This window comes from Brevibacterium permense, assembly GCF_013280495.1.
GTDB lineage: Bacteria > Actinomycetota > Actinomycetes > Actinomycetales > Brevibacteriaceae > Brevibacterium > Brevibacterium permense.
The window spans coordinates 82,714-107,382 of sequence record NZ_JABSSX010000005.1 but is presented as its reverse complement, the minus strand read 5'-3'; the positions used below and the strand labels follow the sequence as shown (position 1 = coordinate 107,382).

The following is a 24,669-nucleotide window of genomic DNA, read 5'->3' as shown; positions in this document are numbered from 1 at the left end:
GTGGGGGCCGCCTCGGCGATGGAATCCACCGATTCTGCGGACGACCTCAGCCACAACCCCAGCGGTCTGTGGTTCGGTGACACCGGAACGCTGGGGGAGCGCACCCGCCGAGTGCTGCTCGAACTGCTCAAAGGGCCGTATGTGTCCGGGACGCAGGCCCCGCAGCTGTGGGCAGCTCTCGTCGCGGACGAGAGCCTCGTCCGTTCGCGCCTGCACGATCTGTTCCTGGACCTCGTCATCGACCGGGTCGACGAATTCGCATTCACCCGCAAGATCGTCACCGACGAGATCGACGCGCCCGCCGCGGTGCGCAGCGAACGACTCACCTTCCTCGACACGGCAATGCTGCTGGTGCTCCGGCAGCTCCTGTTGGCCGCGCCGGGGGAGAAGCGCGTGATCGTCGATCGCGAAGAGGTCTATGAACGCCTCGCGATCTACCGCACAGGGGACGAATCGACCTTCCAGCGCAATCTCAACGGCGCGTGGTCGCGGATGAGCAACCGACTGCGTGTGCTCCACAAAGCCGGTGAAGACCGCTTCGAGATCTCTCCCATGGTGAAGTTCCTCATCGACGAGGACCGCGTGCGCGAGCTCATCGCGGTCTACGAACGCATTGCCGCTGGTGAGACCGATGCTGGAGAAATCGACGCCGACACCGAGGAGGACGAAGCGTGACAGAGGCACTCTTCCCGCTCGACGCGGCGTTCGTCGCCGACCAGGCGCGTGCTCGCGGAGCGAACCGACCCGACGTCGGCAGCCAGTGGCGCCTGAGCGAGATCCAGATCGCGAACTGGGGCACCTTCGACGCCGACATCCACCGCATCCCCGTCTCCCACAAGGGCCACCTCATCACCGGTCCCTCGGGCTCGGGCAAGTCCTCCCTCCTCGACGGAATCGCCGCAGTGCTCACCCCGGACAAGTGGCTGCGCTTCAACGTCGCCGCTCAGACCGCGGGCGCGCGCCTCGACCAGCGCAGCCTCGTCAGCTACGTCCGCGGGGCCTGGACTCGCACCGCGGATTCCGAAGAGGACCGGGTCGTCAGCAAATATCTGCGTCCGCGCGCCACCTGGAGCGGAATCATCCTCCGCTACGACAACGGCAGCGACAAGCCCCTGTCGTTGGCCCGACTCTTCTTCATCAAGGGTTCGGGCACGAAAACGACGGACCTCTCCGACGCCTGTGTCCTCGAGCGCGCGGACCTCGACCTCTCCGACCTGCAGCACTATGCGCGCTCCGGACTCGAGACCCGCAAACTCAAGGCCGACCATCCTGATGCGGTGGTCACGTCGAACGGCCACCACGGGAAGTTCTATGCACGGATGCGCAAGACCTTCGGCATGGCCGACGAGTCCGCACTCCAGCTGCTGCACAAGACACAGTCGGCGAAGAGCCTGGACAGCCTCGACCGGCTCTTCCGAGACCATATGCTCGAAAGTCCGGTGACCTTCGACCTCGCTGAGACCGCCGTCGCCCAGTTCGGTGACCTCAAGGACGCTCATGACCATGTCGTCGAACTGCGCAAACAGCGAGATCATCTGCTGCAGCTGCGCGAAGCCGCCTCCCGTTTCGAGACCGCCAATGACATCGCCGCGAAGTCGATCGCGCTCAGCGAAGCTCTGCTGCCGTACCAGAAGCGGCGCGAGCTCGATATCCTCCGCGCCGACCTCTCGGCGCTGACCAGGCAGATCGTCGAACTCGAAGTCACCGCCGACCGCGCCAAACGTGACTTCGACGCCGCAGTCGACGAATACGACTTGGCCCGACGGGCCACTTTGGAACTCGGTGGTTCCGAGGCCGAGCACCTTCAGCAGCGCATCGACACCGCCGAAACCGAACGCCGCGCCATCGCCGAACGCTGGTCTGGGCTGGCTCGCCAGCTTGAGCAGGCCGGCATCGAGCACGCCCCGACCACGGCCGCCGAGTTCGCCGAACTGCAGGCTCAGATCGTCTCCAGCCTCGACGACGCCACGCAGGTCGCCGGACCCAGCCACGCCGATCACGACCGGTTCTCCCAGGCAAGGGCGAAGGTCCGCGAACTCGAAGGGGAGATCGACTCCCTGCGGCGGTCCGGATCGACCGTGCCGAACAACCTCATGACCATCAGGTCCGAGCTCGCCGCCGGCACCGGACTGAGCGAGAAAGCGCTGCCGTTCGCGGCCGAACTCATCGAAGTCGACCCCGCCGAGGCCCGGTGGACGGGTGCCGTCGAGAGGGTGCTGCGGCCCATGGCACTGACTGTCCTCGTCCGTTCTGAGAACCTCTCGGCCGTGCGCACGTGGGTGGATTCCCACCGCATCCGCGGTCGCCTCGTCTTCGAGGAGATCCCGCGCTCAGTGCCGAGCCCCCGCCCCGTGGGCAGTGAGAAGTCGCTGGTCAGCAAGGTGAATGTCAGCGACACCGGCTTCGGCGACTGGGTCCGGACGACCTTGTCCGAACGCTTCGACTTCGCCTGTGTCGACCACCCGGACGAACTCGACGACCATCCGCGCGCCGTCACCGTCAAGGGCCAGGTCAAGACCTCACGCACCCGGTACGAGAAGGACGACCGGCGGGCCATCGACGATCGCAGCCAATGGGTCCTCGGCGACCGCGAAGCGAAACTCGAAGCCCTCGTCGAATCCCTCAAGGAGGCTCAGTCGGAACTGGCCGCGGCCGAACAGGTGGTCGCGGCTGCTGATGCCGAAACCGCACAGGCTCACCGTCGCCGCGGCATCCTCGCCGGTATTCGCGAACAGTCCTGGCGCGACGTCGACCGAGACGGAGCGGCCGAGAAGGTTGCGACTCTCGAGCGGCAGCTGGCCGAACTCGAAGATGCCGACGGCGACCTGCAGCAGGCGATCGGCGCCGAACGCGAAGCCAAGGCGGTCAAGGACGAAGCCGAGAAGGCGAAGAACGACGCCGACTATGCTCTTCGCCGAGCGAACGAGGAATCGACGGGTCTGCGCTCGAACATGACCCGGATCGAAGACGACGTCAATTCCGGTCGGGTCGCGGAAGTCGAGGGCCACCTCGGCGAACAATTGGACGAACGGTTCCGGAAGATCCAACGCAGCATCAAGCGGGAGAACCTCGCCGAGGTGGGCCAGCAGGTCTCGCAGGTGCTGCAGGAGGAGAAGGACCGGGCGCAAGCCGATGCAAGTCGGTCGGGGCAGTCCGTGACTCGGTTGGCTGCCGAGTTCAAGGCCGCATGGCCGTCGGTATCGTCCCAGCTCACCGCGGAAGTCGATGATCGTCGCGCCTATCTATCGATGCTCGATGAGATCCTCGCGCACGGCTTGCCTGATCATGAGAACCGGTTCCGGGATCTGCTGCAGCAGCGGTCCCGGGATCTCATCGGCGAACTCCTCAACGAGATCCATGCGGCTCCCCGGGAGATCGAGGACCGGGTCGCGCCGATCAACTCCTCCTTGCTGCGCTCGCAGTTCGACGAGGACCGGTACCTGCGGCTGAAGGTCAAGACCCGTCGGCCCGAGACCGTCAATGCCTTCATCGCCGATCTCCGCCTCGTGGCGAGCGGCAGCTGGGGTGAGGACGATATGGAGACTGCGGAGAGGAAGTACGACACCCTCGCCGAGGTGATGCGCCGATTCGCGTCCAGCGAACACGTCGACAAGGTCTGGAAGAACCAATGTCTGGACACACGCCTGCACGTGAGCTTCCTCGCCGAGGAGATCGACGACCACGGGCGCGCGCACGCGACCTACGATTCGGGTGCGGCGATGTCCGGCGGTCAGCAGCAGAAGCTCGTGATCTTCTGCCTGGCGGCAGCGCTGCGCTATCAGCTCGCCGACCCGGATGAGGCGATCTCGAAGTACGGCACGATCATCCTCGACGAGGCCTTCGACAAAGCGGATACGCGGTATACCCGTATGGCCTTGGACATCTTCATCGAGTTCGGGTTCCACATGGTGCTGGCGACTCCGCAGAAGCTGCTGCAGACGATCGAACCCTATGTGGGTGCGGCGACCTCGATCGAGAATCCGAGCAGGCAGAAGACCCTGACCTCGACGATGGTGTGGGACGAGTCCGTGCGCGGGGACGGAGCTGGCGCGGAGCCGGGCACGGAGTCAGAATCGGCTGATCGCGCGGGCGAGGAGTCCGCTGGGCCTGGTGGGTTAGGTGTTTCCAAGGGTTCGGACAGTTCAGAGAGTGTCCGTGTGACCGGTGAAGTCGAGCTTGAGTTCGAGGAGTCGGACGCCCGATGACGATGCTCTCCGTCGCCGAGGCTCGGACGAAGGCACGTACTCGCCTGAGTTCGTCCATGGCCTCGTGGGCGGCGGAGGCAACAGGTCAGGTGCGTGTTGAGATCGCCCTCCAACCACCGACGGAGAAGCAGGTGCTCTCCGATCAGGCTGCTGCCGCCGACTGGGCCGGCAGTTGGCGGGCGGTCCGGGAGCGTGCGGGGGCGGCAGCCGCGGGCGCACCTGCAGAGCTCGAGGTCGATTGGGAAGAACGCAGCTGGGCTCGCGTCGGAAGTCAACGCGTGCCGGTCCGACTGCGACTGTTGACCCCTGATGCAGTGGCCGCTTTCGTCGGCGGCGACACCGCTCGAGAATGGCGGAGACTGCGAGACCGTGCCGTCGGCATCCGGCAGCGACTCGGGTCCGTGCCGAACGGCATCGCGGCGACTCGCGACGCGGACGCAGAGGTCAGCTCGGAGGAGGACTCCCTTGCCGCGGCGATACGTTCCCAGTCGAAACGGATCCTCTCCCTGTCCGACGCTGCGTTCGTTACTGTCATCGACGTCGTCGACTGGCTGTGCACCCATCCGCTCGGATCGCTGCGACCCAGACAGCTGCCCATCCGCGGGGTGGACTCGAAATGGTTCGAGACCCACCGCAGCCTCGTCACCGCCCTGCTCGGAGGGATCGGCCACGCCCATGCGGTGACCGTCCTCGACGCCGAACCGCGACTGCGGCTGCGTATCCTCGACGGGACCCTGATCGGCGCCGCGGATCATGAGGTCACCGTCGATCGCACCTCGGTCAGAGCAGCCGCCGCGCCCCTCGACGATGTGACCGCTCTGATCTCCCAGCTCGGTCGACTGCCCATAAAGCCTAGGGTGGTCTTCGTCTTCGAGAACCTCGAATCCGTGCTCGCCATGCCGGATTGGCCGGGCGCCGTGGCCGTACACGGCTCCGTCTATGGCGTCGACGGGGTCGCTCGATTGGACTGGATCGTCGGTGCGCGTGTGATCTATTGGGGCGACCTCGACTCCCATGGTTTCGCGATCCTCAACCGTTTGCGCAGCCACCTGCCGGAGGTCGAATCCGTGCTCATGGACGAAGCAACACTGCTCGCGCACCAGGATCTCTGGGTACCGGAACCGAAGCCGAGCACCGGCACTTTCGCGCATCTCACCGGCACCGAGGCACGAGCCCTCGAACGACTACATGCTGAAGGAGGCGTCCGGCTCGAACAGGAACGCATCCCGTGGGATACGGCTCTGAACCGCCTGCGGACCGCGGTCGAGGTGTAGACCTCGGGTCACCTCATCGAAGGAACGGGACCTGGCGTGGGAACGGAGCACCGCCTCGGCGAGTGCCTTGACGACGACCGATAAGCCGCGCGGGGGACTGGCCGCCCTCTGCGTCGCCGAACTGGTGTGCTGGGGCCTGCTCTACTACTCCCTGCCGGTGGCGGTCACCCCGATCTCTGACGATATGGGTTGGAGCCACACGACGGTGACGGTCCTCAACCGCACCTGGACCGACGAGGCGGCCGACCGCACCGAACGCCCGAGCCGGGCCGAACTGCTCCACGTCACCCGCGGTTCATCACCCTCCAGATCGTGATCGCGACCTTCACCCTCTTCGCGGTGACGATCAACATCATCCCGCTCATCATCGAACGCGGTGCCGACTACGGTCTGGCGGCCATCTCCCTCGGCCTCGTCGGCTTCGGTCAGGTGGCCGGCCGATTCAGGTACCCAAGCCTTGAACGGCACTCGTCGACACGGTCGCGGACGGTCGTCCTCTCCGCCTCGGCGAGGCCGTTCCCAGACCGATACGGGAGATATTCCCGCATTCGGGGGTGAGGAATCGGACAGCCGCCCTGCTGGACTTCGGGGCTAGACTGAAAGTGCTGTCAAGGTCTCGATCACGGGGCCGCCCCTGCCGGGGCTGTGAATGCACCCCCGGTGCCATGGTTCAACGGAAGGAAGTCAATGCCCACCGTCGCCAGAAACATCGTCGATACCCTCGTCGCCAGCGGAGTCAAGCGCGTCTACGGCATCCCGGGAGATTCGCTCAACGGATTCACGGATGCCCTCCGCGTGAACCCGCAGCTCGAATGGGTTCACGTCCGCCACGAGGAGGCCGCTTCCTTCGCCGCCAGCGGCGAGGCCGCCCTGACCGGTGAACTCGCTGTCTGCGCCGGCAGCTGCGGACCCGGCAATCTCCATCTCATCAACGGGCTCTTCGATGCCCAGCGTTCGCGGGTTCCCGTGCTGGCCATCGCCGCCCAGATCCCCAGCGACGAGATCGGCTCGAACTACTTCCAGGAGACCCACCCGACCGAGCTGTTCCGTGACTGCAGCGTCTACGTCGAGAACGTCTCCTCGGCCGAGCAGATGCCCCGACTGCTGCGCATCGCCATGCGCGAAGCGATCGAGAAGCGCGGTGTCGCTGTCCTCGTAATCCCCGGTGACATCGGTCTGTCCGAAATCGACGCCGCCGCCGAGGTGGTCAAAGGCTACCAATCGCACATGATCCCGGCCGAATCCCAAATCGAGGCCGCTGTCAAGGCGCTCAATAAGGGCAAGAAGACGACGATCCTCGCCGGTGCCGGCACCGAGGGTGCCCATGATGAGCTGCTCGCGATCGCCGAGAAGCTCCAGGCTCCGATCGTCCATTCGCTGCGTGGTAAGGAATTCGTCGAATACGATAACCCCTACGACGTGGGCATGACCGGACTGCTCGGATTCTCCTCCGGTTACGCTGCGCTCAAGGACTGCGACACCCTGCTCATGCTCGGCACCGACCTGCCCTACCAGCAGTTCTACCCCGAGGACGCGACTGTTATCCAGGTCGATGTGCGCGGTTCGCAGATCGGGCGGCGCACGAAAGTCGACATCCCGCTCGTCGGAACGGTTGCCGACACCGTCGAGGCCCTGCTGCCGCAGCTCAAGCCCAACCGCAGCAGCACACATCTCAAGGCGATGACCAAGCACTATGCGAAGACCCGCAAGGATCTCGACGAGCTCGCGACCCCGTCGAAGCGGAGCATCCACCCGCAGTACCTCACCCGGCTCATCGACGAGATGGCCGATGACGATGCGGTCTTCGTTCCCGACGTCGGATCGCCGGTGGTGTGGGCGGCCCGATACCTGACGATGAACGGCAAGCGCCGCCTCATCGGCTCCTTCAGCCACGGCTCGATGGCCAACGCACTGTCGCAGAGCGTCGGCGTCCAGTCGGCGTTCGACAGCCGGCAGACCATTGCGCTCGCCGGCGACGGCGGCCTGTCCATGCTGCTCGGTGAGCTCATCACGCTCACCCAGAACAAGCTGCCGGTGAAGACGGTCGTGTACAACAACTCCTCACTCAACTTCGTCGAGCTCGAGATGAAGGCGGCCGGTTTTGTCACGTTCGGCACCGACCTCGACGATCCCGACTTCTCCACCATCGCCGAGGCGGTCGGGATCAAAGGCTTCCGGGTCGAGAAGTCCAAGGACCTGCCGAAGGTCGTCAAGGAATTCCTCGCCTACCCGGGGCCGGCTGTCCTCGATGTCGTCACCGAACGCCAGGAGCTGTCGATGCCGCCGTCGATCACCGTCGAGCAAGCCAAGGGCTTCGCGCTCTACGCGATCCGCACGGTGCTCTCGGGCAAGGGCGACGAACTCATCGATCTCGCCCGGACGAACATCCGCCAGCTCTTCTGAGCTGAGTAAGGTCGCAGGTCCTGCGCCGCCGGCGCAAACTGGCGCAGACCACGATAAGTGTGCGCAGATTGCCACTTGGGACACCCAAACGGGCAATCTGCGCACACTTATCCTTGGGGGAAGCAGGCTCTGCGGTCCGATCGGTCTGAGGAAGGCAGGGGCGGCCGACCCACTCACCCGTGGAGGCCCCGCCACTCAACCCAGCGAGTAAGACACCAGTGCCTGAGCGGTGACGAGGGCGGCGGTCATCGCCTCATGCCCCTTGTCCTCGACAGACCCTTCGAGCCCGGCACGGTCGAGCCCCTGCTGTTCGGTGTCGCAGGTCAGGACGCCGAATCCGACGGGCTTGCCGGAGTCGATGGCGACCCGGTTGAGGCCGTCGGTGGCGGCTTGGCAGACGTAGTCGAAGTGCGGGGTGCCGCCGCGGATGACGACTCCGAGGGCGACGACCGCGTCGAAGTGCGGTGCCAGGCGGGCCGCGGCGACGGGCAGTTCGAAGCTGCCGGGCACACGGATGAGCGTGGCTTCGGCTTCGGCCTCGGCGGCGGCGCGCTGGGCCCCGTCGACGAGCCCGTCCATGATCTGGGTGTGCCAGGAGGCGGCGACAATAGCGACGCGCAGGTCAGCGGCGTCGACGGTGAGTTCTGGTGCTCCGGAATGAGCCATGATTGTGTCCTTTGTTCGAAGGCTCCGAAGAGCCTGGTTCGTGTTCTGAGTGGGTGCGCGGGTTTCAGCTGGCGACGGCCCCGGCGGCACCTGCACCGTTGCCCGCGCCCGTGCCGACAGTACCTGCGCCAGTACCGGATGTGCCCGTGACCTCCGGCAGTGAGAGCACATGGTGCATGCGTTCGCGCTTCGTGGCCAGGTAGTGCGTGTTCTCCGGCCGCGCCGCGACCTCGAGCGGAACCACAGCTTCGACCGTGATGCCCAGCTCTTCGAGAGCCGAGGTCTTCGCCGGGTTGTTCGTGAGCAGGCGGATGCGAGTCAGCCCGACCGAGTGCAGGATGGTCGCCGCGGCACGGTAGTCGCGGGCGTCGTCGGTGAACCCGAGGTCCCGGTTCGCATCTACGGTGTCCCGCCCCTGATCCTGCAGAGCGTAGGCGCGCAGCTTGTTGCGCAGCCCGATTCCGCGACCCTCGTGTCCGGTCAGGTAGAGCACCGCCCCGCCGTGTTCGGCGATGAGGTCGAGCGCCAGGTCGAGCTGCTCACCGCAGTCGCACCGGTGCGAACCGAAGACGTCCCCGGTCAGGCACTCCGAATGCAGCCGCACGAGAGGCGCCGGACCCTCCGTGCCGGAATCCGGGGGTCCCGCAAGAACGCCGAGGTGGTCATGCCCGTTGATCGTGAACGCGCGGGCCCGCAGGCTGCCGTGCTTCGACGGCAGAGCCACCTCCGCGGTCGCCTCAACCGACTCGTTACCGCCAAGGGCACCGGCAGCCGTCACCGAGGCGGTCGCCTCAGTGCGGGAATCATCCGCCGCCGACGAGAGGGCCGCCGGGGAGTCGTTCGACGCATCCGCGTCACGCAGCTCGAGGTAGGCGATGAGCTGTTCGATCGAGACCATGACGAGGTCGTGGTCATCGGCGAACTCACGGACGGCGTCGAAGCGCATCATCGACCCGTCGTCGTGGACCACCTCGGCGATCATCGCCACCGGCTGCGCACCGGCCAAAAGCGCGAACTCCACCCCGGCCTCGGTGTGGCCGGGGCGCTCCCGGACACCGCCGTCCTTCGCGATGAGCGGGAAGACATGGCCGGGCCGCGAGATCGCCGCCGGATCAGGGCGGGCGGCGGCGAGGACCCGACCGGTCTCGGCGCGTTCGGCGGCGCTGATTCCCGTGGTCACCCCCACCGCATCGCAGCTGACCGTGTAGGCCGTGCCCTTCGGGTCCTCGTTGTCGCTGACCATCGGCGGCAGGCGCAGGGCGTCGGCCCTGGCGGCGGTCATCGGTGCACAGATGACGCCCGAGGTGTGGCGGACCAAGAAGCCCATCGTCGTGGCGTCGGCGAACTCGGCGGCCATGATGAGGTCGCCCTCGTTCTCCCGGTCCTCATCGTCGACGACGAGGATGGGCCGGCCGGCGGCGACGGCTGCGATGGCCGCATCGATGGGATCGAGGCGGCTGGCGTGAGCGATGGGATCAGTCATGATCGACTCCTTGCTGGGTGTTGGTGCGGAAGGACAGGAGACGCGCGGTGTACTTCGCGAGCACATCGACCTCGATGTTCACGGCCGCGCCGACCGGCATCTGTCCGAACGTCGTGTGCGTGAGCGTGGCCGGGATGAGTCCGACCTCCACCCACGCGGAGGATACGCTCGGCTCGGACACGGCCGTCACGGTCAGTGACACCCCGTTGAGAGCGATCGAGCCTTTGACCGCGGTCAGTGGAGCGAGCTCGCTCGGGATCCCGATGCGCAGGGTCGACCAGTCGGGACGGTCGGTGCGGTCGAGGAGTTCGCCCCGGCCGTCGACGTGTCCTTGGACGACATGGCCGTCGAAGCGCCCCGAGGCGGGTGTGCAGCGCTCCAGATTGACTCGGTCGCCCGTGCCCAGAGTGCCGAGTCCGGTCAGGCGGAGGGTCTCGCCCATGGCCTCGGCGGTGAAGAGGCCGGGGTGCTGCTCGGTGGGCCGCCTCGTCGAGGTCAGGCAGACGCCGTTGACGGCCAGCGAGCCGCCGAGTTCGAGGTCGGCGACGAGGGCGCCGGCGTCGATGGCGATCGCGGCCGAATCGTTCGTGTGCTCGATGGACTCGACGGTGCCGAGCCCTTCGATGATTCCGGTGAACATGTGACTCCCGATTCTCAAGCGGTGGTCGGTGGTGGCTGTAGGAGTGCGGCGGCTAGGTGACTGATTCGGGTAAGCCGGTTGAGTCAGGTCCCGGATCCGCAGTTGCGAAGTGCAGCAGGAAGTCCGGGCCGAGCCGTGACACCGCCGGTGTCTCCGTGTCGTCGGGGATCAGCTGCAGCGCCTCGGACAGGGTGCCGATGTCCAAGCCGTCGACGCTGCCGCGGCCGGGTCCGATGAGCAGCGGAGCCTGATAGCAGAAGACCTCGTCGACGACCCCTGCGGAGAAGAACGCGCCCAGCACTGTCGGCCCGCCTTCGACGAGGAGGTGGCGCGCTCCGGCGGCGTACAGCTCGTCCAGGGCCTCACGGACATCGTGGGTGCGCAGATGCAGAGTGTTGGGATTGAGGGCGAGGAACGATGTGACCGGCAGCTCCGAGGTGCCGAGCACGACAGGCCGCGGCTGGTCGTCGAGTGCGATTCCGTCCGGGCCGCGGGCGTTGAGACGCGGATCGTCGGCCGCGGCGGTGCCGGTGCCGACGAGGATGGCGTCGACGCGTGAGCGGACCTCGTGAGCGTGTGCGCGAGACTCCGCCGAGGTGATCCACTGACTGGTCGCGTCCGCGGCGGCGACGGCACCGTCGAGGCTCTGCGCGATCTTGGCCGTGACGAACGGGCGGGCCTCGGTCAGGGAGCGCACCCACCGCGCATTGAGTGCGCGGGAGTCCTCTTCGCACAGTCCCGAGCGGACCGTCAGCCCCGCCTCGGCTAGGGTCTTTCCACCGCCCGCTGCCAAGGGATTCGGATCGGGGGAGGCGAAGACGACGGAGGGGATCTCAGCGGCGAGGATCGCCTCGGTGCAGGGCCCGGTCCGGCCGTGGTGGTCGCAGGGCTCGAGCGTGACGAGCAGCGTCGCGGTGGTCAGATCGATGTCGAGGTCGTGAGCGGTGGTGATCGCGTCCACCTCGGCGTGGGGTGTTCCCGTTCCTCCATGGTGACCGGTCACGATCTGCCCATCGGCTGTTAGGATTGCCGCGCCCACCAGCGGATTCGCTCCGCGAACACCTTCGCGGGCCGCGTTGAGAGCGGCGGTCATCGCCGCGGATTCGAGATCCGTGAATTCCGCTGCGTCGCCTGGCCGCGCGCCCATGAAAAAACCTCCCGAGCCTTCGCCGGGAGGGAGGATATTGCGGGTGCAACCATCAGGGCGTCTCAGTCGCGTGCGACGGTGCGGTCGAATGCACCAAACACAGCGGCCGAGGCCACCATGCTCCTCCCATCCAGACTCTGACTGTCGGTTTCGGAATTTCACCGAATCAACCGCCTGCACGAATGCGAGCGGCTCGCGGACTGTGACCGCCGGTACGGAATTTCACCGTCCCCGGAACATGTGAGGCCAGAGTAGCATGACCATCACCGAGTCGTCCGCGAGGTCTGTCACATAGTGACATCAGGGCGGGGCTGCGCTCGCGATGACCGTGATTTGCCAAAATGCATAACCTGGGTATATAAAGAAGTTATGGATGATGTGGATTCGGCCGAACTCGTGTCGCGGCTCGTTGTCGTCTCGTCGCGCCTGACCAGAGCGTTTCGACGAGTGATCGGCAACGAGAATTCTTTGGCGGCGCTGCGTGCGCTCGCCGTAGTCGAGCAGTATCAACCCGTTCGTGTCGGTCATTTCGCGCAAGGATATTTGAGTTCTCAGCCCGCGGCGACAAAGCTTCTCGCCAAGCTCGAGGAAGCCGGGCTCGTCGTGCGTGAGCCCAGTCCGACGGACGGGCGCGCGTCGCAGTTCTCGCTCACCGAAGCCGGGCGGGAGAGGCTGGCGGAGAACCGCTCGATCATGATCGAGCAGATGCAGCCCTACTTCGAGTCGCTGAGCGTCGAGGAGCGGCAGAGCGTCGATCGTGCGCTCGGACTGGTCTCGGACTTCCTCAAGGACCGTCACCCGGTCGACGGCGTCGACGAACCCGACGACGAATCGGACTTCGACTCGGCCACGGGCTAGCCGTCGAGCACATCTCAGTTTTTCAATCACGTTTCCGAAGCGGACTTCGCAAGCGGAACGCACCATAGGAAAGGGGACGCGACCAGCAGATGAGAGCGTCAGCAGACAACGAAACAACAGGGGACGAAACACCCGGCGATTCCGGGGCGGGAGCGTCGATCCTTCGCCAGCCGCGTGCCGTCTGGGCGGTCGCGTTCGCCGCGGTCATCGCCTTCATGGGCATCGGCCTGGTCGATCCGATCCTGCCGGCCATCTCGGCCGAGCTCGACGCCACCCCCGCCCAATCGATGCTGCTGTTCACCAGCTACCTGTTCATCACCGGTGGAATGATGTTCTTCACGAGCTTCCTGTCATCCCGCATCGGTGCGAAGACCACGCTGCTCATCGGTCTCGTCCTCATCGTCGCGTTCGCGGCTCTGGCCGGATTCTCCGGTTCCGTCGACCAGATCATCGGCTTCCGTGCCGGTTGGGGTCTCGGCAACGCGCTGTTCATCTCCACCGCTCTGTCGACGATCGTCGGTGCTGCGTCCGGTGGTGCTGAGAAGGCGATCATCCTCTACGAGGCGGCTCTCGGCGTCGGCATCGCCACCGGCCCGCTGCTCGGCGGGCTCCTCGGCGGAATCTCCTGGCGGGGGCCGTTCTTCGGCACCGCCGTCCTCATGGCTATCGGCTTCATCGCGATCATCGTGCTGCTGCCCAGCGGCACGAGCTCGAACGGAGCGTCGGCGGAGCCGATCAGGCTCAGCGCCACCTTCCGTGCGCTGGCTCGCCCGGGTGTGGCCATCCTCGGCGTCTCCGCTCTGCTGTACAACTTCGGCTTCTTCATCCTGCTGGCCTACAGCCCATTCCCCGTCGAGGCTGCCGCCGCGAAGCTGGGCATGGAGGACTTCGGCGCCATGGGCCTCGGCTACGTCTTCTTCGGTTGGGGCATCTGCGTGGCGATCACCTCGGTGTTCGGCGCTCCCGTGCTGACCAAGCGGATCGGGCGTCGTCGCAGCCTCATCGTCACCCTGGTCGCACTGGCCGTGCTGCTTGGCGTGATGTCCTTCCTTGTCGAGTCGCTGGCCGGGATCATCGTCTGCATCATCGTGGCGGGCATGCTTCTGGGCGTGCTCAACACGGTGTTCACGGAATCGGCGATGGAGGTCAGCGACCTGCCTCGTCCGGTCGCATCTGGCACGTATTCGGGTGTGCGCTTCATCGGCGGTGCGGTGGCGCCGATCGTCGCTGGTGCGGTGTCGGAATCGATCAGTGCAGGATCTCCGTACCTCTTCGGTGCGGGGGCCGTGCTGCTGTCGGTCCTCGTCATCTCACTAGGGTGGAAGGCGCTGCGCCGCGTCGACGGGCACATCGATGAGTCGCCGGTCGACGAGGCTTATGCCCTCACCGGAGGCGACGCCTGAGTCTCACGTCCGTTTCGAGGCTGGGCACCCGGGACTGAACCCGATGTGGAGTGCGGCGCCCGCGCAGACAGTTGATCTGTGCGGACGCCGTTTCCGTGTCCGGACCATGACAAATGAGTGAATCATGCGCTGTGTTGCAGATCTGAAACCGCTTCGACAAATGATCGACGCAGAGCCTAGGGCAGAATAGAATTCGCGCAATCTGAAGATCGACTGAGAGAACTCTGCTTATCGACGACGGAATGCGACCAGAAACGTCACCTACAGATGAAGGTCATCATGTCCTACGACGCGAATGCAGCATACAACTCCGGCACACCCGGTCAAGGAGCTCCCGGTGCCGCCGGCCAGGGCTACGGAGGGCGGGTCTTCGGTGGAGCGCCACGCGGCGCCGCCAGCCCCGATGACCTCTCGCTGCCGCTCTACGGCGCATCCTTCGGCCAAGCCGTCAAGCGCTTCTTCAAGAACTACGCGAAGTTCAGCGGGCGGGCCTCGCGCAGTGAGTTCTGGTGGGCGACGCTGTTCTGCGTTCTCGTTGCGCTGGTGCCCTACATCCTCGTCGTCATCGGAGCCGTGATGATGGCGGCGTCTGCTTCCGCCGATCCCTACGGGGGCGGGGCGCCCTCAGGCGGCGGCGTTGCACTGATGGGCATCGGCGGAGTCCTTCTCGGCGTGTTTGTCCTGGCCACGATCGTGCCGTCGATCGCTGTCTCCTGGCGCCGACTCCATGATGCAGGCTTCTCCGGCCTCTTCTACCTGCTCAACCTGACCTCTATCGGCGGAATCGTTGTGCTCGTCATGGAGATCATGCCGCCTAAGCCCGAGGGTCAGCGCTTCGACGTCTGATTTCGAGGTCTGACTGCGGCGCCTGCGCTCAGACGGAGCATCACGTCTGGTTGCTGACACGTAACACAGCTGCGCGGTCATCACGCCCCGTCAGTGTCATCTCGCACCGTTGCAAAGGTGCGAGATGACACCGGCGGGGCGTTGTGCTGCTGGGAGGGCGCACTGCGAGGACCAGGGCGAGGTGCGACGTGTGGTGCGAATTGAGCACGGCGGTGCCCGATGCGCGACTGCAATCCCCTCGCCGAGGAGGCGCCGACCAGCACACGTGTCGCCTCGAGCAGGGAAGAGTCGCCGATAGAGAACAGACCGACTGACAGCGTAGGCAGCCCTTTGAGCTCGGCACCGATCGACATGACGCCGGTCGCCATCACCGAGGCGAAACATCCGGGTGCCAGCGTCGACGGGCTCAGCCCCCACCGTCTGCGCAGTCCGGTGAGGTTGCGATCGGCCGTGCTCATTCGCTTCTCATTCTCGTCGCCGTGTGTCAGGGGACATCGACGTCTTCGATAGTACGACCCCACCCCTGAAACCGCGTTGCAGCCCCGGCTGTCTAGAGGGTGCCGCGGTCCCATCGAAAGACCGCCCGATAGCCTCTGTACAGAGAATCGATGTGCAATTCGTGACATCTGGGTCTTCCCAAGTCACTCTCCCAGCATTTCCATGAGAGAATTCACTGGTGTTACCAACAAGTAACTTCATGTGGAGTCGCCCGCTTCACATCCCCACGTGCCGGTGATGGCGTAGTCTGCAGTCACCTGCGCGGTTCAGAATTCTCCGGCACTGGCCGGATCGACGAGGGCACAGACGATTGGGAGCGATGGCTATGGAGAGCACAACGAACACTCTCGCCGAGGGCACCGACATCGACGCGCCAGCGGTCGCGCTGCACGGTTGGTCGCTGTCCGGCAAACAGGGCGATGTGTTCACCGATATCGACCTCGAGGTGCCGACCGGTGCCATCGCTGTCGTCCGTGGTCCCGCTGGCAGCGGGAAGACCTCTCTCCTCCTGTCCTTGGCAGGAAGGATGCGGGTCTCCGATGGGGAGGGCCGCCTCGGCGATATCGATATCCGCAAGCAGGCCCGCACCGTGCGCGGACAGGTTGCGGTCGGACATATCGGCGGGCTGACGGACCTTGAGGACGATTTCACGGTTGCGCAGCACGTCGCAGAACGACAGATCATGCTCCAGCCCTGGTACAAGCCGTGGGCGTCGAAATCGACCTTGCGTGAGGTCATCGGTCTCATTCGGGACACCTTCACCACGGCCACGGAGATCATTGACGAACTCCCGCCGGGGACGTTCTCGAAGCAGGACGCCCAGCGCGCGGACTTCCTCATCGACGATGACGGAGAGGTATTCGTCTCCGAGCTGAGCGAGCTGCAGAAATTCTTCCTCGAATTCGGGCTGGCAAGCCTCAGCCGCCCACCTGTCGTCGTCATCGACAACATCGACTACCTGCGCGAATCCGCCGACCGAGCCCGTGCTTGGGCCGGGATCCTCATCTACCAGCAGCTGCGCAGATCACGGGATCCCGAGGACCTGCTCACGGTCATCGTCTCCTGCGAGGACTCGAGCGAACTCGACATCGCCACCAGGTCGCTCGGCTCCCGCGCGGAGCCATCGATTGTCGAACTCGAACTGCCGCCCCACCCTCCCGCTCATCGCGGGTCCAAACACTGAACCGCCTGCCCCACGTATACGAATCCGAGGAGATTCCCGAATGTTCTCCCTGCCCTGGTTAGAACTCTCACGATTCAAACGCCACACGATCACGCGCTTGGCGATGATCGTCATCATCGTCATCCCGTCGATCTACGGTGGGCTCTACCTCGCCTCGAATTGGGATCCGGCCGGGCACCTCGACAAGCTGCAGGCAGCGATCGTCAACGAGGATACCGGCGCCGAGAAGCCCGACTCGGACGGAGAGAGGCTCGACGCCGGTCAGGAACTCGTTGACGAGATCACGCCGAAGGGCGAAGGCGGATTCGACTGGCAGGAGACCAGCCGGAAAGAAGCCGACGAGGGGCTGGCTGAAGGGAAGTACTTCGCGGTCCTCGAGATCCCCTCGGACTTCTCCGAGATGCTCGTGTCGACCGGCGGTGACGATCCGGAGCAGGCAGGGCTGCGGCTGCGCACCGACGACGCCCACAACTTCATCGTCGGGCAGATGGCCGGGACCATCCTCTCCGAGATCAAGGACGGACTGAGTAAGACGACGACCGCCGAGTACGTCAACCAGGTGTATCTCGGATTCAACGATATCCACTCCGAGACGGAGAAGGCCGCGGACGGTGCGGCCGAACTGCACGACGGAGCGGGCCAACTCCACGACGGTACCGGCGAACTCGTCGGTGGGACGACGAAGCTCGACAAGGGCATCGGAACCCTGCAGACAGGGCTCATCGACCTCGATAAGGGCGCAGGTGAGCTGAAGAAAGGCAGCGGCGACCTTGCCGACGGTGCCGACACCCTGGCCGAATCCACTACAGAGGCGAAGAACGGTTCGAAGAAACTCGCCGACGGCGCAGGGCAGGTCGCCGACGGCACCTCGGAGCTGCGTGATACCGCCGACGAGGCCACGAGGAAGGCCGAGGACGTCAAACGCAAGGCCGATGACGTCGTCGATGGGGCCCGCCCCAAGCTCGAGCGCGCCGAAGGGGACTTCGACGATGCCCGAACCACCGTGCGAGGGGACATGGACGACCGGATCAAGCAGCTGCAGGAGGACTATCCGGACGACCCGAACGTCAAGAAACTCGCCGAGGATGCCAACGGCCTCGGCGAGGACCTCGATTCCGCGCACAAGCGCGCCTCCGATGCCAAGGATGAAGCCAAGAGCCTCGAGGACAAGCTGACCGACGCGGTCGACGGGGTGATGGACAAGATCCGCACGGCGGATAAGAAGATCGGTCAGCTCGACGACGGAGCGCAGAAGGTCGCGACCGGTGCCGACGACCTCCACTCCGGGCTGATCAAGCTCGACGCAGGTGCGGGAAAGCTCGCCAAGGGAGCCGGTGACCTCCATGATGGTGCCGTCCAGCTCAAGGACGGCACGGCGAAGGCTAAGGACGGAGCCGGTGATCTCAAGGACGGTTCGGAACAGCTCGTTGACGGGTCGACCGAACTCGACAAGGGCGCGGGCAAACTCGATGACGGCTCCGGCGAACTCGCCGACGGGCTGGAGAAAGGACTCGAGCAGATCCCGACCTATGACAAGAAGGACCGGGAGAACCGTTCGGAGGTCGTGGCTGTTCCCGTCGATGCAGACAAGGTCAAGGACAACGCGGTCGACGCCTACGGCGAGGGACTGTCCGCGTTCTTCGTCTCCTTGGCCCTGTGGATCGGCGGAATGATCACCTATATGGTCATCAACGCCATCCCATACCGAGCACTGTTCTCATCGGCGACTTCGTCGCGCATCGCATGGGCCGGCTACGTTCCCGGGCTCCTCTTCGGTATCGCTCAAGTCGCAGTTCTCTATGCGATCCTCGCATTCACCTTGGACTTCTCGGCCGGAGCGTGGCTGTGGACGCTGCTGTTCTCGATGCTCGCGGCGGCGTGTTTCCACTCCGTGCACCAGTTGTGTGTCGCGGCCTTGGGCGGTGTCGGCAGGCTGATTGCCCTCGTTCTGCTGATGCTGCAGATCGCATCGGCAGGCGGGACCTATCCGGTGGAGACGGCGCCGAAGATCTTCCAGATCATCTCGCCGTTCCTGCCGATGACGCACGCGGTCAAGGGCCTGCGGACCCTGGTCGCCGGCGGTGACATGTTCATCGCCGCGCAGGCGTCAGTGGTCCTGCTGCTGATGACTGCAATCTGCCTGGTCGCCACAACCGTGGTCTGCAGTCGCAAGCGTATGGTCACTCTCACTCAGCTCCACCCGAGCCTGCAGCTGTAGGCGGGGCCGGGTGCAGGGCGTGGGGCGGGATTGTCCACGGCCCGCAGCCGAGCGGGTACTGGGGTGCCAGGGCGCTGCCAGCGGCTGGCGCCAGACGCTGTCGGCGCATTGTTGGGTCGATCCGCGGTGTTTCTACGGCGTGAAACGCCGCGGATCGACCCAACAATCCAGCGAAACCCTGTGGGGAAGTGGTTGAGCAGGCGCCGCCGAGGTGTTTGGGGATCTCTCAGGTGCAAACTGCGCGTGTCAGCAGAGCAAGGAGTGGGTCAGAATGTCGCGGACGGCCGGCAGTTCGCGCAGCCAAGGGCTCAGCTCCCGAGGGGACAGGGCATGCTCGGCCACAGTACGCAGTGGCAGGTCGACGCGGGGATCCATGTCTGGGACGGTATCGCTCGGCTCCGACACGATCGCGGAGCCTCCGTCTGCATGCCGACCCGAGTGCCAGCTCCCACCGGGGCGACTTCCCGCTACTCCATTGCCAGCCGCGCGGCCAGCAACACGAGCACGACGGCGATGATGACGTCGAGGACCTGCCAGACTCGCGGCCGCCCCAAGTAACGGGAGAGCCCACGGGCGCCGTAACCGATGACGAGGAACCAGCTGATCGAGCCGAGCATTGCCCCGAATGTGAACGGCCACACCCCGCCCGGACCCTGCTGATTCGCGAGATTGCCGAGCATGACGACGGTGTCGATGTAGACGCCGGGGTTGAGGAACGTCAGCGCCAGAGTGGTGACGATGATGGACTTGAGGGACCGCTGATGAGTGTCAGCCTTCAGCCCGGTGGCTTCGCGCGCCGATTTCAGGCTCGTCCACGCGAACCACAGCAGGTAGGCCACGCCTAACCAGCGCAGGACCTCGAGCGCCCACGGCGCGAGCAGAACGATCGCCCCGATCCCCACCGTGCCTGCTGCGATGAGCAGTACGTCGGCGACGATGCAGATGGCGACGACGACACCGAGGTGCTCGCGCCGGATCCCCTGCCGCAGCAGGAGTGCGTTCTGCGGGCCGACGGCGATGATGAGGGACCAGCCGGTGAGGAGTCCGATGACGAGATGAGTGAGCACGGGCTCAACATTAGAGACCGACTGATCAGAAGAAAAACAACAGAATATGCATCTGATGCACAATTGCTTCATGAACATCGATCACGTCAAAGCGCTCGCCGCCGCTGTCGACGAAGGCACCGTCGAGGGTGCGGCCTTCGTCCTCGGCATCACTGCCTCGGCGGCGAGTCAGCGCATCCGCACACTCGAGTCCCGCCTCGGGCAGGTGCTCATCCGACGAACGAATCCGATCACTGTCACCGAGGCAGGGCAGGCGATCCTCCGCTACGCCCGGCAGGTCGAGCTGCTCGAGTCCGAAGCGCTCGACCGGCTGCACGGCATCGACGCCGACTCCCTCGGTGCGGGCGGATCCGGTGCGGGGCGGAGCGAGCCCACCGTACTTCGGGTGGGTGTGAACGCCGATTCGATGGCGACGTGGTTCCGCCCGATCTTCGCCGAGGCGGCCAGCTGGGACGACGTCGTCCTCCGCATCGAGATGGTCGACCAGGACAAAGCGCTGCCGCTCTTGGCCTCGGGGGAGGTGCTCGGCACGATCACCTCGACGGCGACCGGCGGGTACGGGACGACGGTCGCCGAGCTCGGGACGATGCGCTACACCGCCGTGGCCGAACGCTCCCTGCTCGAGCGGCATTCCATCGGCGCCGATGCGGATCTGACCAGGTTGCCTATGGTGAATTTCGGACAGGACGACGACCTGCAATTCGAGTTCCTCAGCCGCTGCGGTGTCGACGGTCGGCCGCCGATGTCGGTCGTGCCGGGATCGGCGGAGTTCGCAGCCGCAGTGGAGGTTGGCCTCGGTTGGGGGATGGTTCCGGTCATGCAGCGCGACGGTCTCGAATCCGACCTCGTCGAGATCGGTTCCGAGCCGCATATCGACGTCCCGCTGTACTGGCACCACTGGACTCTGGCCTCGGACAAGCTCTCTCGCCTGACTGGCGCGCTGCGCCGCGCTGCCGCCGACATGCGGTGATTCGGCGGCGGAGCTGAACTGCCCTCTGTTGGTCCGCTCAGGAGCTGAGGAGCTTGCTGATCGTCCACTTGACCTGCTCATGTGCGGCGTCGACGGTCATGGTCTCGGGCGAGATTATCGAGTGCAGGGCGATGCCGTCGACGGTGGTGAAGAGCGCTGTAGCGGTCGGAACCACCTCGGTGGGGTCCAGATGCCCCTCCTCGGCGAGCAGATTCAGCCAGCGATGCAGGCTGTCATAGGTGACACGGTGACCGTGTTCGAGGAGGCGCCGAGAGACTGCCCTCTTCTCCGCCCCGAGGGCATGCAGGTGCATGGAGAACCAGGTTTCAAGCTGCACGTCACGATGCTCATGGGTCGGCAGGAACTGAGCGCAGCACTCATAGAGCCGGTCGGTCGGGTCGCGGTTCGCATCAGCGATGGAGAAGTCCTTGACGACGGTGTCGATGGAGCGCCTCGCGACTGCTTCGTGGAGGTCTGCCTGGGTGGGGAAGTAATGGCGCAGCGTCGATGGTCCGACCCCTGCTTCCTTGGCCACGGCGCGCACACTGAGGTTCGCATGCCCAGGCTGCGACCCCTCAGCCAGGCGGATGGCTGCGGCGACGATCTCGTCTCGCTTCGACAACCGTGACTCCTCGCTTCATTGACAACGATAGTTTCGTTCAGTGTATAGTACGTTGTACTAGTACGGTGTGCCAAGGCGTCGAAACGGCGCGGCAGGAACAGTGTGCTGACCCGACCAGAGGACCCGAACGGAAGAAGAGAGAGCCCTCATGATCGACAGTCTGCAGGAATTCGCCGGAAACATCCCCGACTGGCTGCAGTGGGCAGGCATTCTGCTCGTCTCGGCCATCCCCTTCGTCGAGTCGTACTTCGGCGCTGTCATCGGCGTCGCGATTGGGCTCCACCCCGTGGTCGCCATCCTCATGGCCATCATCGGCAACGTCATCTCAATGCTCGGCTTCGTCTACGGGGCCGGTGCGATCCGGGACAAGGCGACGAAGAACAAAGAGGGCGAGGGGAAGCCGAAACGACAGCGGCTCAAGCGCATGTTCGACAAGTTCGGCGTGCCGGGAGTCTCGCTGCTGGGCCAGACGCTTCTGCCTTCGCAGATCACCTCGTCCGCGATGGTCGGTTTCGGTGCCAACCGCAATGTTGTGGCCTTCTGGCAGGTCATCTCGATCATCCTCTGGGGTGTCCTCTTCGGAGTGCTCGCCACCTTGGGCATCGAGCTGGCGCTGCGCTGATTGGTCAATTTCGGAGAGACGATGAACCCCGCCCTGGATGACCTCGCACAGAAACTGACGTCGATCGGTCATGTCGACCGCATCAGTGAGACATCCTTTGCTGTCCGCACTGCTGATCCGGTGCTGCCCAGGTCGGCGATCGTGGAAACAACTCAGGCGGATCTCGAGTTGCGGCTCACCGACCTAGCCAGCGGGCACCCGGAGCAGATCTGGGGCCAGCTTGGGCTGACGTCTGACGTGGCAGCCTGGAGGCTGCTGGCTGTGCATGTGGAGGAGGTCATCGACTGCATGGACGAGGATGGTCAGACGGTTGTGATCCTCGCGGGCGGTGTTTCGGTCAAGGGCAGGTAGCCCTTCCCCGAGGCGGCCGACCGTCAACTGCCCGTGCAGACAGTCGTGTCACACCCTCCACCTAGACTGGCCCCATGACGGAATCCACCCCGACATCCCCACCCGTTGCCGAGTCGCCCGAAACCCCTGACGGCTTCGCGATCGAGGCGCAGCGCATCCTCGCCGAGCTCACCGCGAATCCGAACGCGCAGTTCCGCGACGGCCAGCTCGAGTCCATCCGCGACCTCGTGCAGGCGAAGAAACGCGTCCTCGTCGTCCAGCGCACCGGGTGGGGCAAGTCCGCGGTGTACTTCGTGGCTACTCGGATGCTCCGGGCCTCCGGGACCGGGCCGAGCCTCATCATTTCCCCGCTGCTGGCGCTCATGCGCGACCAGATCGCCGCGGCCGAACGCGCCGGAGTCCGTGCCGCCAGCCTCAACTCCTCGAACGTCACCGAATGGGACTCGGTGCTCGAGGACCTCAAAGCCGGCAGCCTCGACGTCCTCCTCGTGTCCCCGGAGAGGCTGAACAATCCGCAGTTCCGCGACGAGGTGCTGCCGCAGCTGCTGGCCTTCCTTGGCCTCATCGTCGTTGACGAAGCCCACTGCATCTCCGATTGGGGCCACGATTTCCGTCCCGACTACCGCCGCATCGGCCGGATCCTGTCCGAACTGCCACGTGACACCCCGGTGCTCGCGACGACAGCGACCGCGAACTCCCGCGTCGTCGCCGACGTCGCCGAACAGCTCGGCGACGACACCACCGTCGTCCGCGGTGAACTCGCCCGAGATTCCCTGCGTCTCGGCGTCCTGCCCGGGCTCGACGCCAGTGCCCGCATCGCCTGGCTGGCCTCCCATCTCAACGACTTCACCGGGTCCGGAATCGTCTACACGCTTACAGTCTCCGCCGCCGAGGACATCACCCGAATGCTGCGCGAACAAGGCCACGAGGTCCGCGCTTATACAGGCCGCACCGATGCCGAAGAGCGGGCGGAACTCGAGCAGCAGCTCAAGGACAATCGGCTCAAGGCGCTGGTGGCCACCTCGGCGTTGGGCATGGGATTCGACAAACCCGACCTAGGATTCGTCATCCACATCGGCGCGCCCTCCTCAGCTGTGGCGTACTACCAGCAGGTCGGTCGCGCCGGGCGCGCCACAGACTCCGCAGACGTCCTCCTGTTGCCCGGCCCAGAAGACGAACAGATCTGGGAGTACTTCGCGACCGCGTCGATGCCCAACCAGGATGATGCGAACGCCGTGCTCGCAGCCCTCGCCGCGGCGGACGGCCCCCTGTCCGTGGCCCGCTTGGAGACCTTGGTCGGAACCAAACGCTCCCGTCTCAACCTGCTGCTCAAGACCCTCGAAGTCGAAGACGCAGTATCGAAGATCAAGGGCGGATACGTCTCAACGGGGCTGGGGTGGACCTATGACCGGGAACGCTATGAGAAGGTCGCAGCCGTCCGGGCCGAAGAGGCCCAGGCCATGCTCGATTATGAGGCGACCGGGCAGTGCCGGATGGAGTTCCTCATCCGTCAGCTCGACGATCCCGACCCGCGGCCGTGCGGCCGCTGCGACAACTGTGCGGGAGTGTGGTTCTCTGCCGAGGTCTCCGACGAACAGCGCCAAGCGGCGGCCGGAAACCTGCACAAGATCGGTTTGCCGATCGAGCCGCGCAGCACCTGGCCCAGCGGCCTGGCCAACATCGGCGTCCCGCTCAAGGGCCGGATCCCGGCAGAGGAGCTCGCCGATGAAGGACGTGCCATCGCCCGCCTGTCCGACCTTGGTCAGGGGCAGACCCTCCGGTCGTTCCTCGCCCCTGACGCTCCCGATTTAGAAGTGCCCGGTCAGATCGGCAAGTGGTGTCTTGAAGTCCTGGCACAGTGGGATTGGAAAACACGGCCCGAGGTGGTCGTATCGATCCCGAGCAATCGTCGACCCGTGACGGTGCGGTCCTTAGCCGCGAATCTCGCTTCGGTCGGCCGCCTCGTCGACGGTGGCGAACTGCTGCAGGTCGGCGACCATGGCACACCTGATGTCAACAGTGCCTTCCGCGTCAAGGACCTCTATGAAGCGTTCGTTGTTCCTCCCGAGGTCGAGGGGGCAGTGGCGGGGAAGTCCGTGCTGCTCGTCGACGACGAGGTCGTCTCGCGGTGGACGATGACGGTCTGTGCACGATTGCTGCGGCGGGCGGGAGCCACCTCGGTGCTGCCATTCGCCCTTGCACTCCGGGCCTGA

Annotated in this window: 23 protein-coding genes and 1 riboswitch; of the genes, 15 read left to right on the top strand and 8 right to left on the bottom strand. The window is 65.3% G+C overall.

What is annotated here, in order from left to right; translation table 11 throughout:
- Positions 1-18 precede the first annotated feature (18 nt).
- The 6 genes from HK353_RS09145 to poxB all read left to right on the top strand — a co-directional run bounded on the left by HK353_RS09145 (position 19) and on the right by poxB (position 7,882).
- On the top strand, positions 19-675 hold the full coding sequence (locus HK353_RS09145) for a DUF4194 domain-containing protein (protein ID WP_173155728.1): 657 nt from the start codon (positions 19-21) through the stop codon (positions 673-675).
- Entirely contained in the window at positions 672-4,205 is a 3,534-nt protein-coding gene (locus HK353_RS09140; RefSeq protein ID WP_173155414.1) for an SbcC/MukB-like Walker B domain-containing protein, read from the top strand. The genes HK353_RS09145 and HK353_RS09140 overlap by 4 nt, the downstream gene beginning before the upstream one ends.
- A complete protein-coding gene (locus HK353_RS09135) occupies positions 4,202-5,479 on the top strand; it encodes a Wadjet anti-phage system protein JetD domain-containing protein (protein WP_173155412.1) in 1,278 nt (425 codons plus the stop codon). Before HK353_RS09140 ends, HK353_RS09135 begins: the two co-directional genes overlap by 4 nt.
- Before the next feature lie 67 nt (positions 5,480-5,546).
- Positions 5,547-5,795 carry a hypothetical protein gene (locus HK353_RS09130; protein ID WP_173155410.1) on the top strand — a complete coding sequence of 83 codons (249 nt, stop codon included), beginning with the start codon at positions 5,547-5,549 and terminating at the stop codon, positions 5,793-5,795.
- Entirely contained in the window at positions 5,792-6,037 is a 246-nt protein-coding gene (locus HK353_RS09125) for a hypothetical protein (RefSeq protein WP_173155408.1), read from the top strand. The genes HK353_RS09130 and HK353_RS09125 overlap by 4 nt, the downstream gene beginning before the upstream one ends.
- A gap of 129 nt (positions 6,038-6,166) precedes the next feature.
- Positions 6,167-7,882 carry a ubiquinone-dependent pyruvate dehydrogenase gene (poxB, locus tag HK353_RS09120; RefSeq protein ID WP_173155406.1) on the top strand — a complete coding sequence of 572 codons (1,716 nt, stop codon included), beginning with the start codon at positions 6,167-6,169 and terminating at the stop codon, positions 7,880-7,882.
- A gap of 195 nt (positions 7,883-8,077) precedes the next feature.
- On the opposite strand, the gene ribH is transcribed toward poxB, so the two are convergent.
- The 5 genes from ribH to HK353_RS17075 all read right to left on the bottom strand — a co-directional run bounded on the left by ribH (position 8,078) and on the right by HK353_RS17075 (position 12,346).
- Positions 8,078-8,548 carry a 6,7-dimethyl-8-ribityllumazine synthase gene (gene ribH / locus HK353_RS09115; protein WP_173155404.1) on the bottom strand — a complete coding sequence of 157 codons (471 nt, stop codon included), beginning with the start codon at positions 8,546-8,548 and terminating at the stop codon, positions 8,078-8,080.
- A 64-nt stretch (positions 8,549-8,612) separates the two neighbouring features.
- Positions 8,613-10,031, bottom strand: a complete 1,419-nt coding sequence (gene ribA / locus HK353_RS09110; protein ID WP_173155402.1) for a GTP cyclohydrolase II — start codon at positions 10,029-10,031, stop codon at positions 8,613-8,615.
- Positions 10,024-10,671, bottom strand: a complete 648-nt coding sequence (locus tag HK353_RS09105) for a riboflavin synthase (RefSeq protein ID WP_173155400.1) — start codon at positions 10,669-10,671, stop codon at positions 10,024-10,026. Before HK353_RS09105 ends, ribA begins: the two co-directional genes overlap by 8 nt.
- Before the next feature lie 52 nt (positions 10,672-10,723).
- Positions 10,724-11,818 carry a bifunctional diaminohydroxyphosphoribosylaminopyrimidine deaminase/5-amino-6-(5-phosphoribosylamino)uracil reductase RibD gene (gene ribD / locus HK353_RS09100; protein ID WP_245395903.1) on the bottom strand — a complete coding sequence of 365 codons (1,095 nt, stop codon included), beginning with the start codon at positions 11,816-11,818 and terminating at the stop codon, positions 10,724-10,726.
- 114 nt (positions 11,819-11,932) lie between these two features.
- A riboswitch (FMN riboswitch) is annotated at positions 11,933-12,061 on the bottom strand.
- A 57-nt stretch (positions 12,062-12,118) separates the two neighbouring features.
- Positions 12,119-12,346: a hypothetical protein gene (locus HK353_RS17075; protein WP_245395932.1), complete on the bottom strand. Its 228-nt coding sequence runs from the start codon at positions 12,344-12,346 to the stop codon at positions 12,119-12,121.
- Between HK353_RS17075 and HK353_RS09095 the strand changes: the two genes are divergently transcribed.
- From HK353_RS09095 to HK353_RS09085, 3 genes are all read left to right on the top strand, one after another.
- Positions 12,266-12,676, top strand: coding sequence for a MarR family winged helix-turn-helix transcriptional regulator (locus tag HK353_RS09095; protein ID WP_342589881.1), 411 nt, complete (start codon positions 12,266-12,268; stop codon positions 12,674-12,676). The genes HK353_RS17075 and HK353_RS09095 overlap by 81 nt on opposite strands.
- An 89-nt stretch (positions 12,677-12,765) precedes the next feature.
- Positions 12,766-14,079: an MFS transporter gene (locus HK353_RS09090; protein ID WP_173155396.1), complete on the top strand. Its 1,314-nt coding sequence runs from the start codon at positions 12,766-12,768 to the stop codon at positions 14,077-14,079.
- A 279-nt stretch (positions 14,080-14,358) separates the two neighbouring features.
- Entirely contained in the window at positions 14,359-14,925 is a 567-nt protein-coding gene (locus HK353_RS09085; RefSeq protein ID WP_173155394.1) for a DUF805 domain-containing protein, read from the top strand.
- Between the two features lie 80 nt (positions 14,926-15,005).
- Here HK353_RS09085 and HK353_RS09080 read toward each other — a convergent pair whose 3' ends face one another.
- The gene (locus tag HK353_RS09080) at positions 15,006-15,383 is read right to left on the bottom strand and encodes a TDT family transporter (protein WP_173155392.1); all 378 of its coding nucleotides are present in this window, start codon (positions 15,381-15,383) and stop codon (positions 15,006-15,008) included.
- A 365-nt stretch (positions 15,384-15,748) separates the two neighbouring features.
- Here HK353_RS09080 and HK353_RS09075 point away from each other — a divergent pair, with 365 nt between their 5' ends.
- Together HK353_RS09075 and HK353_RS09070 are read left to right on the top strand one after the other, a co-directional pair.
- Entirely contained in the window at positions 15,749-16,606 is an 858-nt protein-coding gene (locus HK353_RS09075; RefSeq protein ID WP_173155390.1) for an ATP-binding cassette domain-containing protein, read from the top strand.
- Between the two features lie 40 nt (positions 16,607-16,646).
- The gene (locus HK353_RS09070; protein ID WP_173155388.1) at positions 16,647-18,824 is read left to right on the top strand and encodes a YhgE/Pip domain-containing protein; all 2,178 of its coding nucleotides are present in this window, start codon (positions 16,647-16,649) and stop codon (positions 18,822-18,824) included.
- A gap of 467 nt (positions 18,825-19,291) precedes the next feature.
- Here HK353_RS09070 and HK353_RS09065 read toward each other — a convergent pair whose 3' ends face one another.
- A complete protein-coding gene (locus tag HK353_RS09065; RefSeq protein ID WP_342589867.1) occupies positions 19,292-19,891 on the bottom strand; it encodes a LysE/ArgO family amino acid transporter in 600 nt (199 codons plus the stop codon).
- A 70-nt stretch (positions 19,892-19,961) separates the two neighbouring features.
- On the opposite strand from HK353_RS09065, the gene HK353_RS09060 reads away from it, so the two are divergent.
- A complete protein-coding gene (locus HK353_RS09060; protein ID WP_245395902.1) occupies positions 19,962-20,861 on the top strand; it encodes an ArgP/LysG family DNA-binding transcriptional regulator in 900 nt (299 codons plus the stop codon).
- Positions 20,862-20,898: 37 nt separating this feature from the next.
- Here the strand turns inward: HK353_RS09060 and HK353_RS09055 are convergent, their stop codons facing one another.
- On the bottom strand, positions 20,899-21,483 hold the full coding sequence (locus tag HK353_RS09055) for a TetR/AcrR family transcriptional regulator (RefSeq protein ID WP_173155382.1): 585 nt from the start codon (positions 21,481-21,483) through the stop codon (positions 20,899-20,901).
- Positions 21,484-21,631: 148 nt separating this feature from the next.
- Between HK353_RS09055 and HK353_RS09050 the strand changes: the two genes are divergently transcribed.
- From HK353_RS09050 to HK353_RS09040, 3 genes are all read left to right on the top strand, one after another.
- Positions 21,632-22,105 (top strand): hypothetical protein, encoded by a 474-nt coding sequence (locus HK353_RS09050; RefSeq protein ID WP_173155380.1) that lies wholly within the window; start codon positions 21,632-21,634, stop codon positions 22,103-22,105.
- A gap of 21 nt (positions 22,106-22,126) precedes the next feature.
- Positions 22,127-22,456 carry a hypothetical protein gene (locus HK353_RS09045; RefSeq protein WP_173155378.1) on the top strand — a complete coding sequence of 110 codons (330 nt, stop codon included), beginning with the start codon at positions 22,127-22,129 and terminating at the stop codon, positions 22,454-22,456.
- A 74-nt stretch (positions 22,457-22,530) separates the two neighbouring features.
- Positions 22,531-24,669, top strand: a complete 2,139-nt coding sequence (locus HK353_RS09040) for a RecQ family ATP-dependent DNA helicase (protein ID WP_173155376.1) — start codon at positions 22,531-22,533, stop codon at positions 24,667-24,669.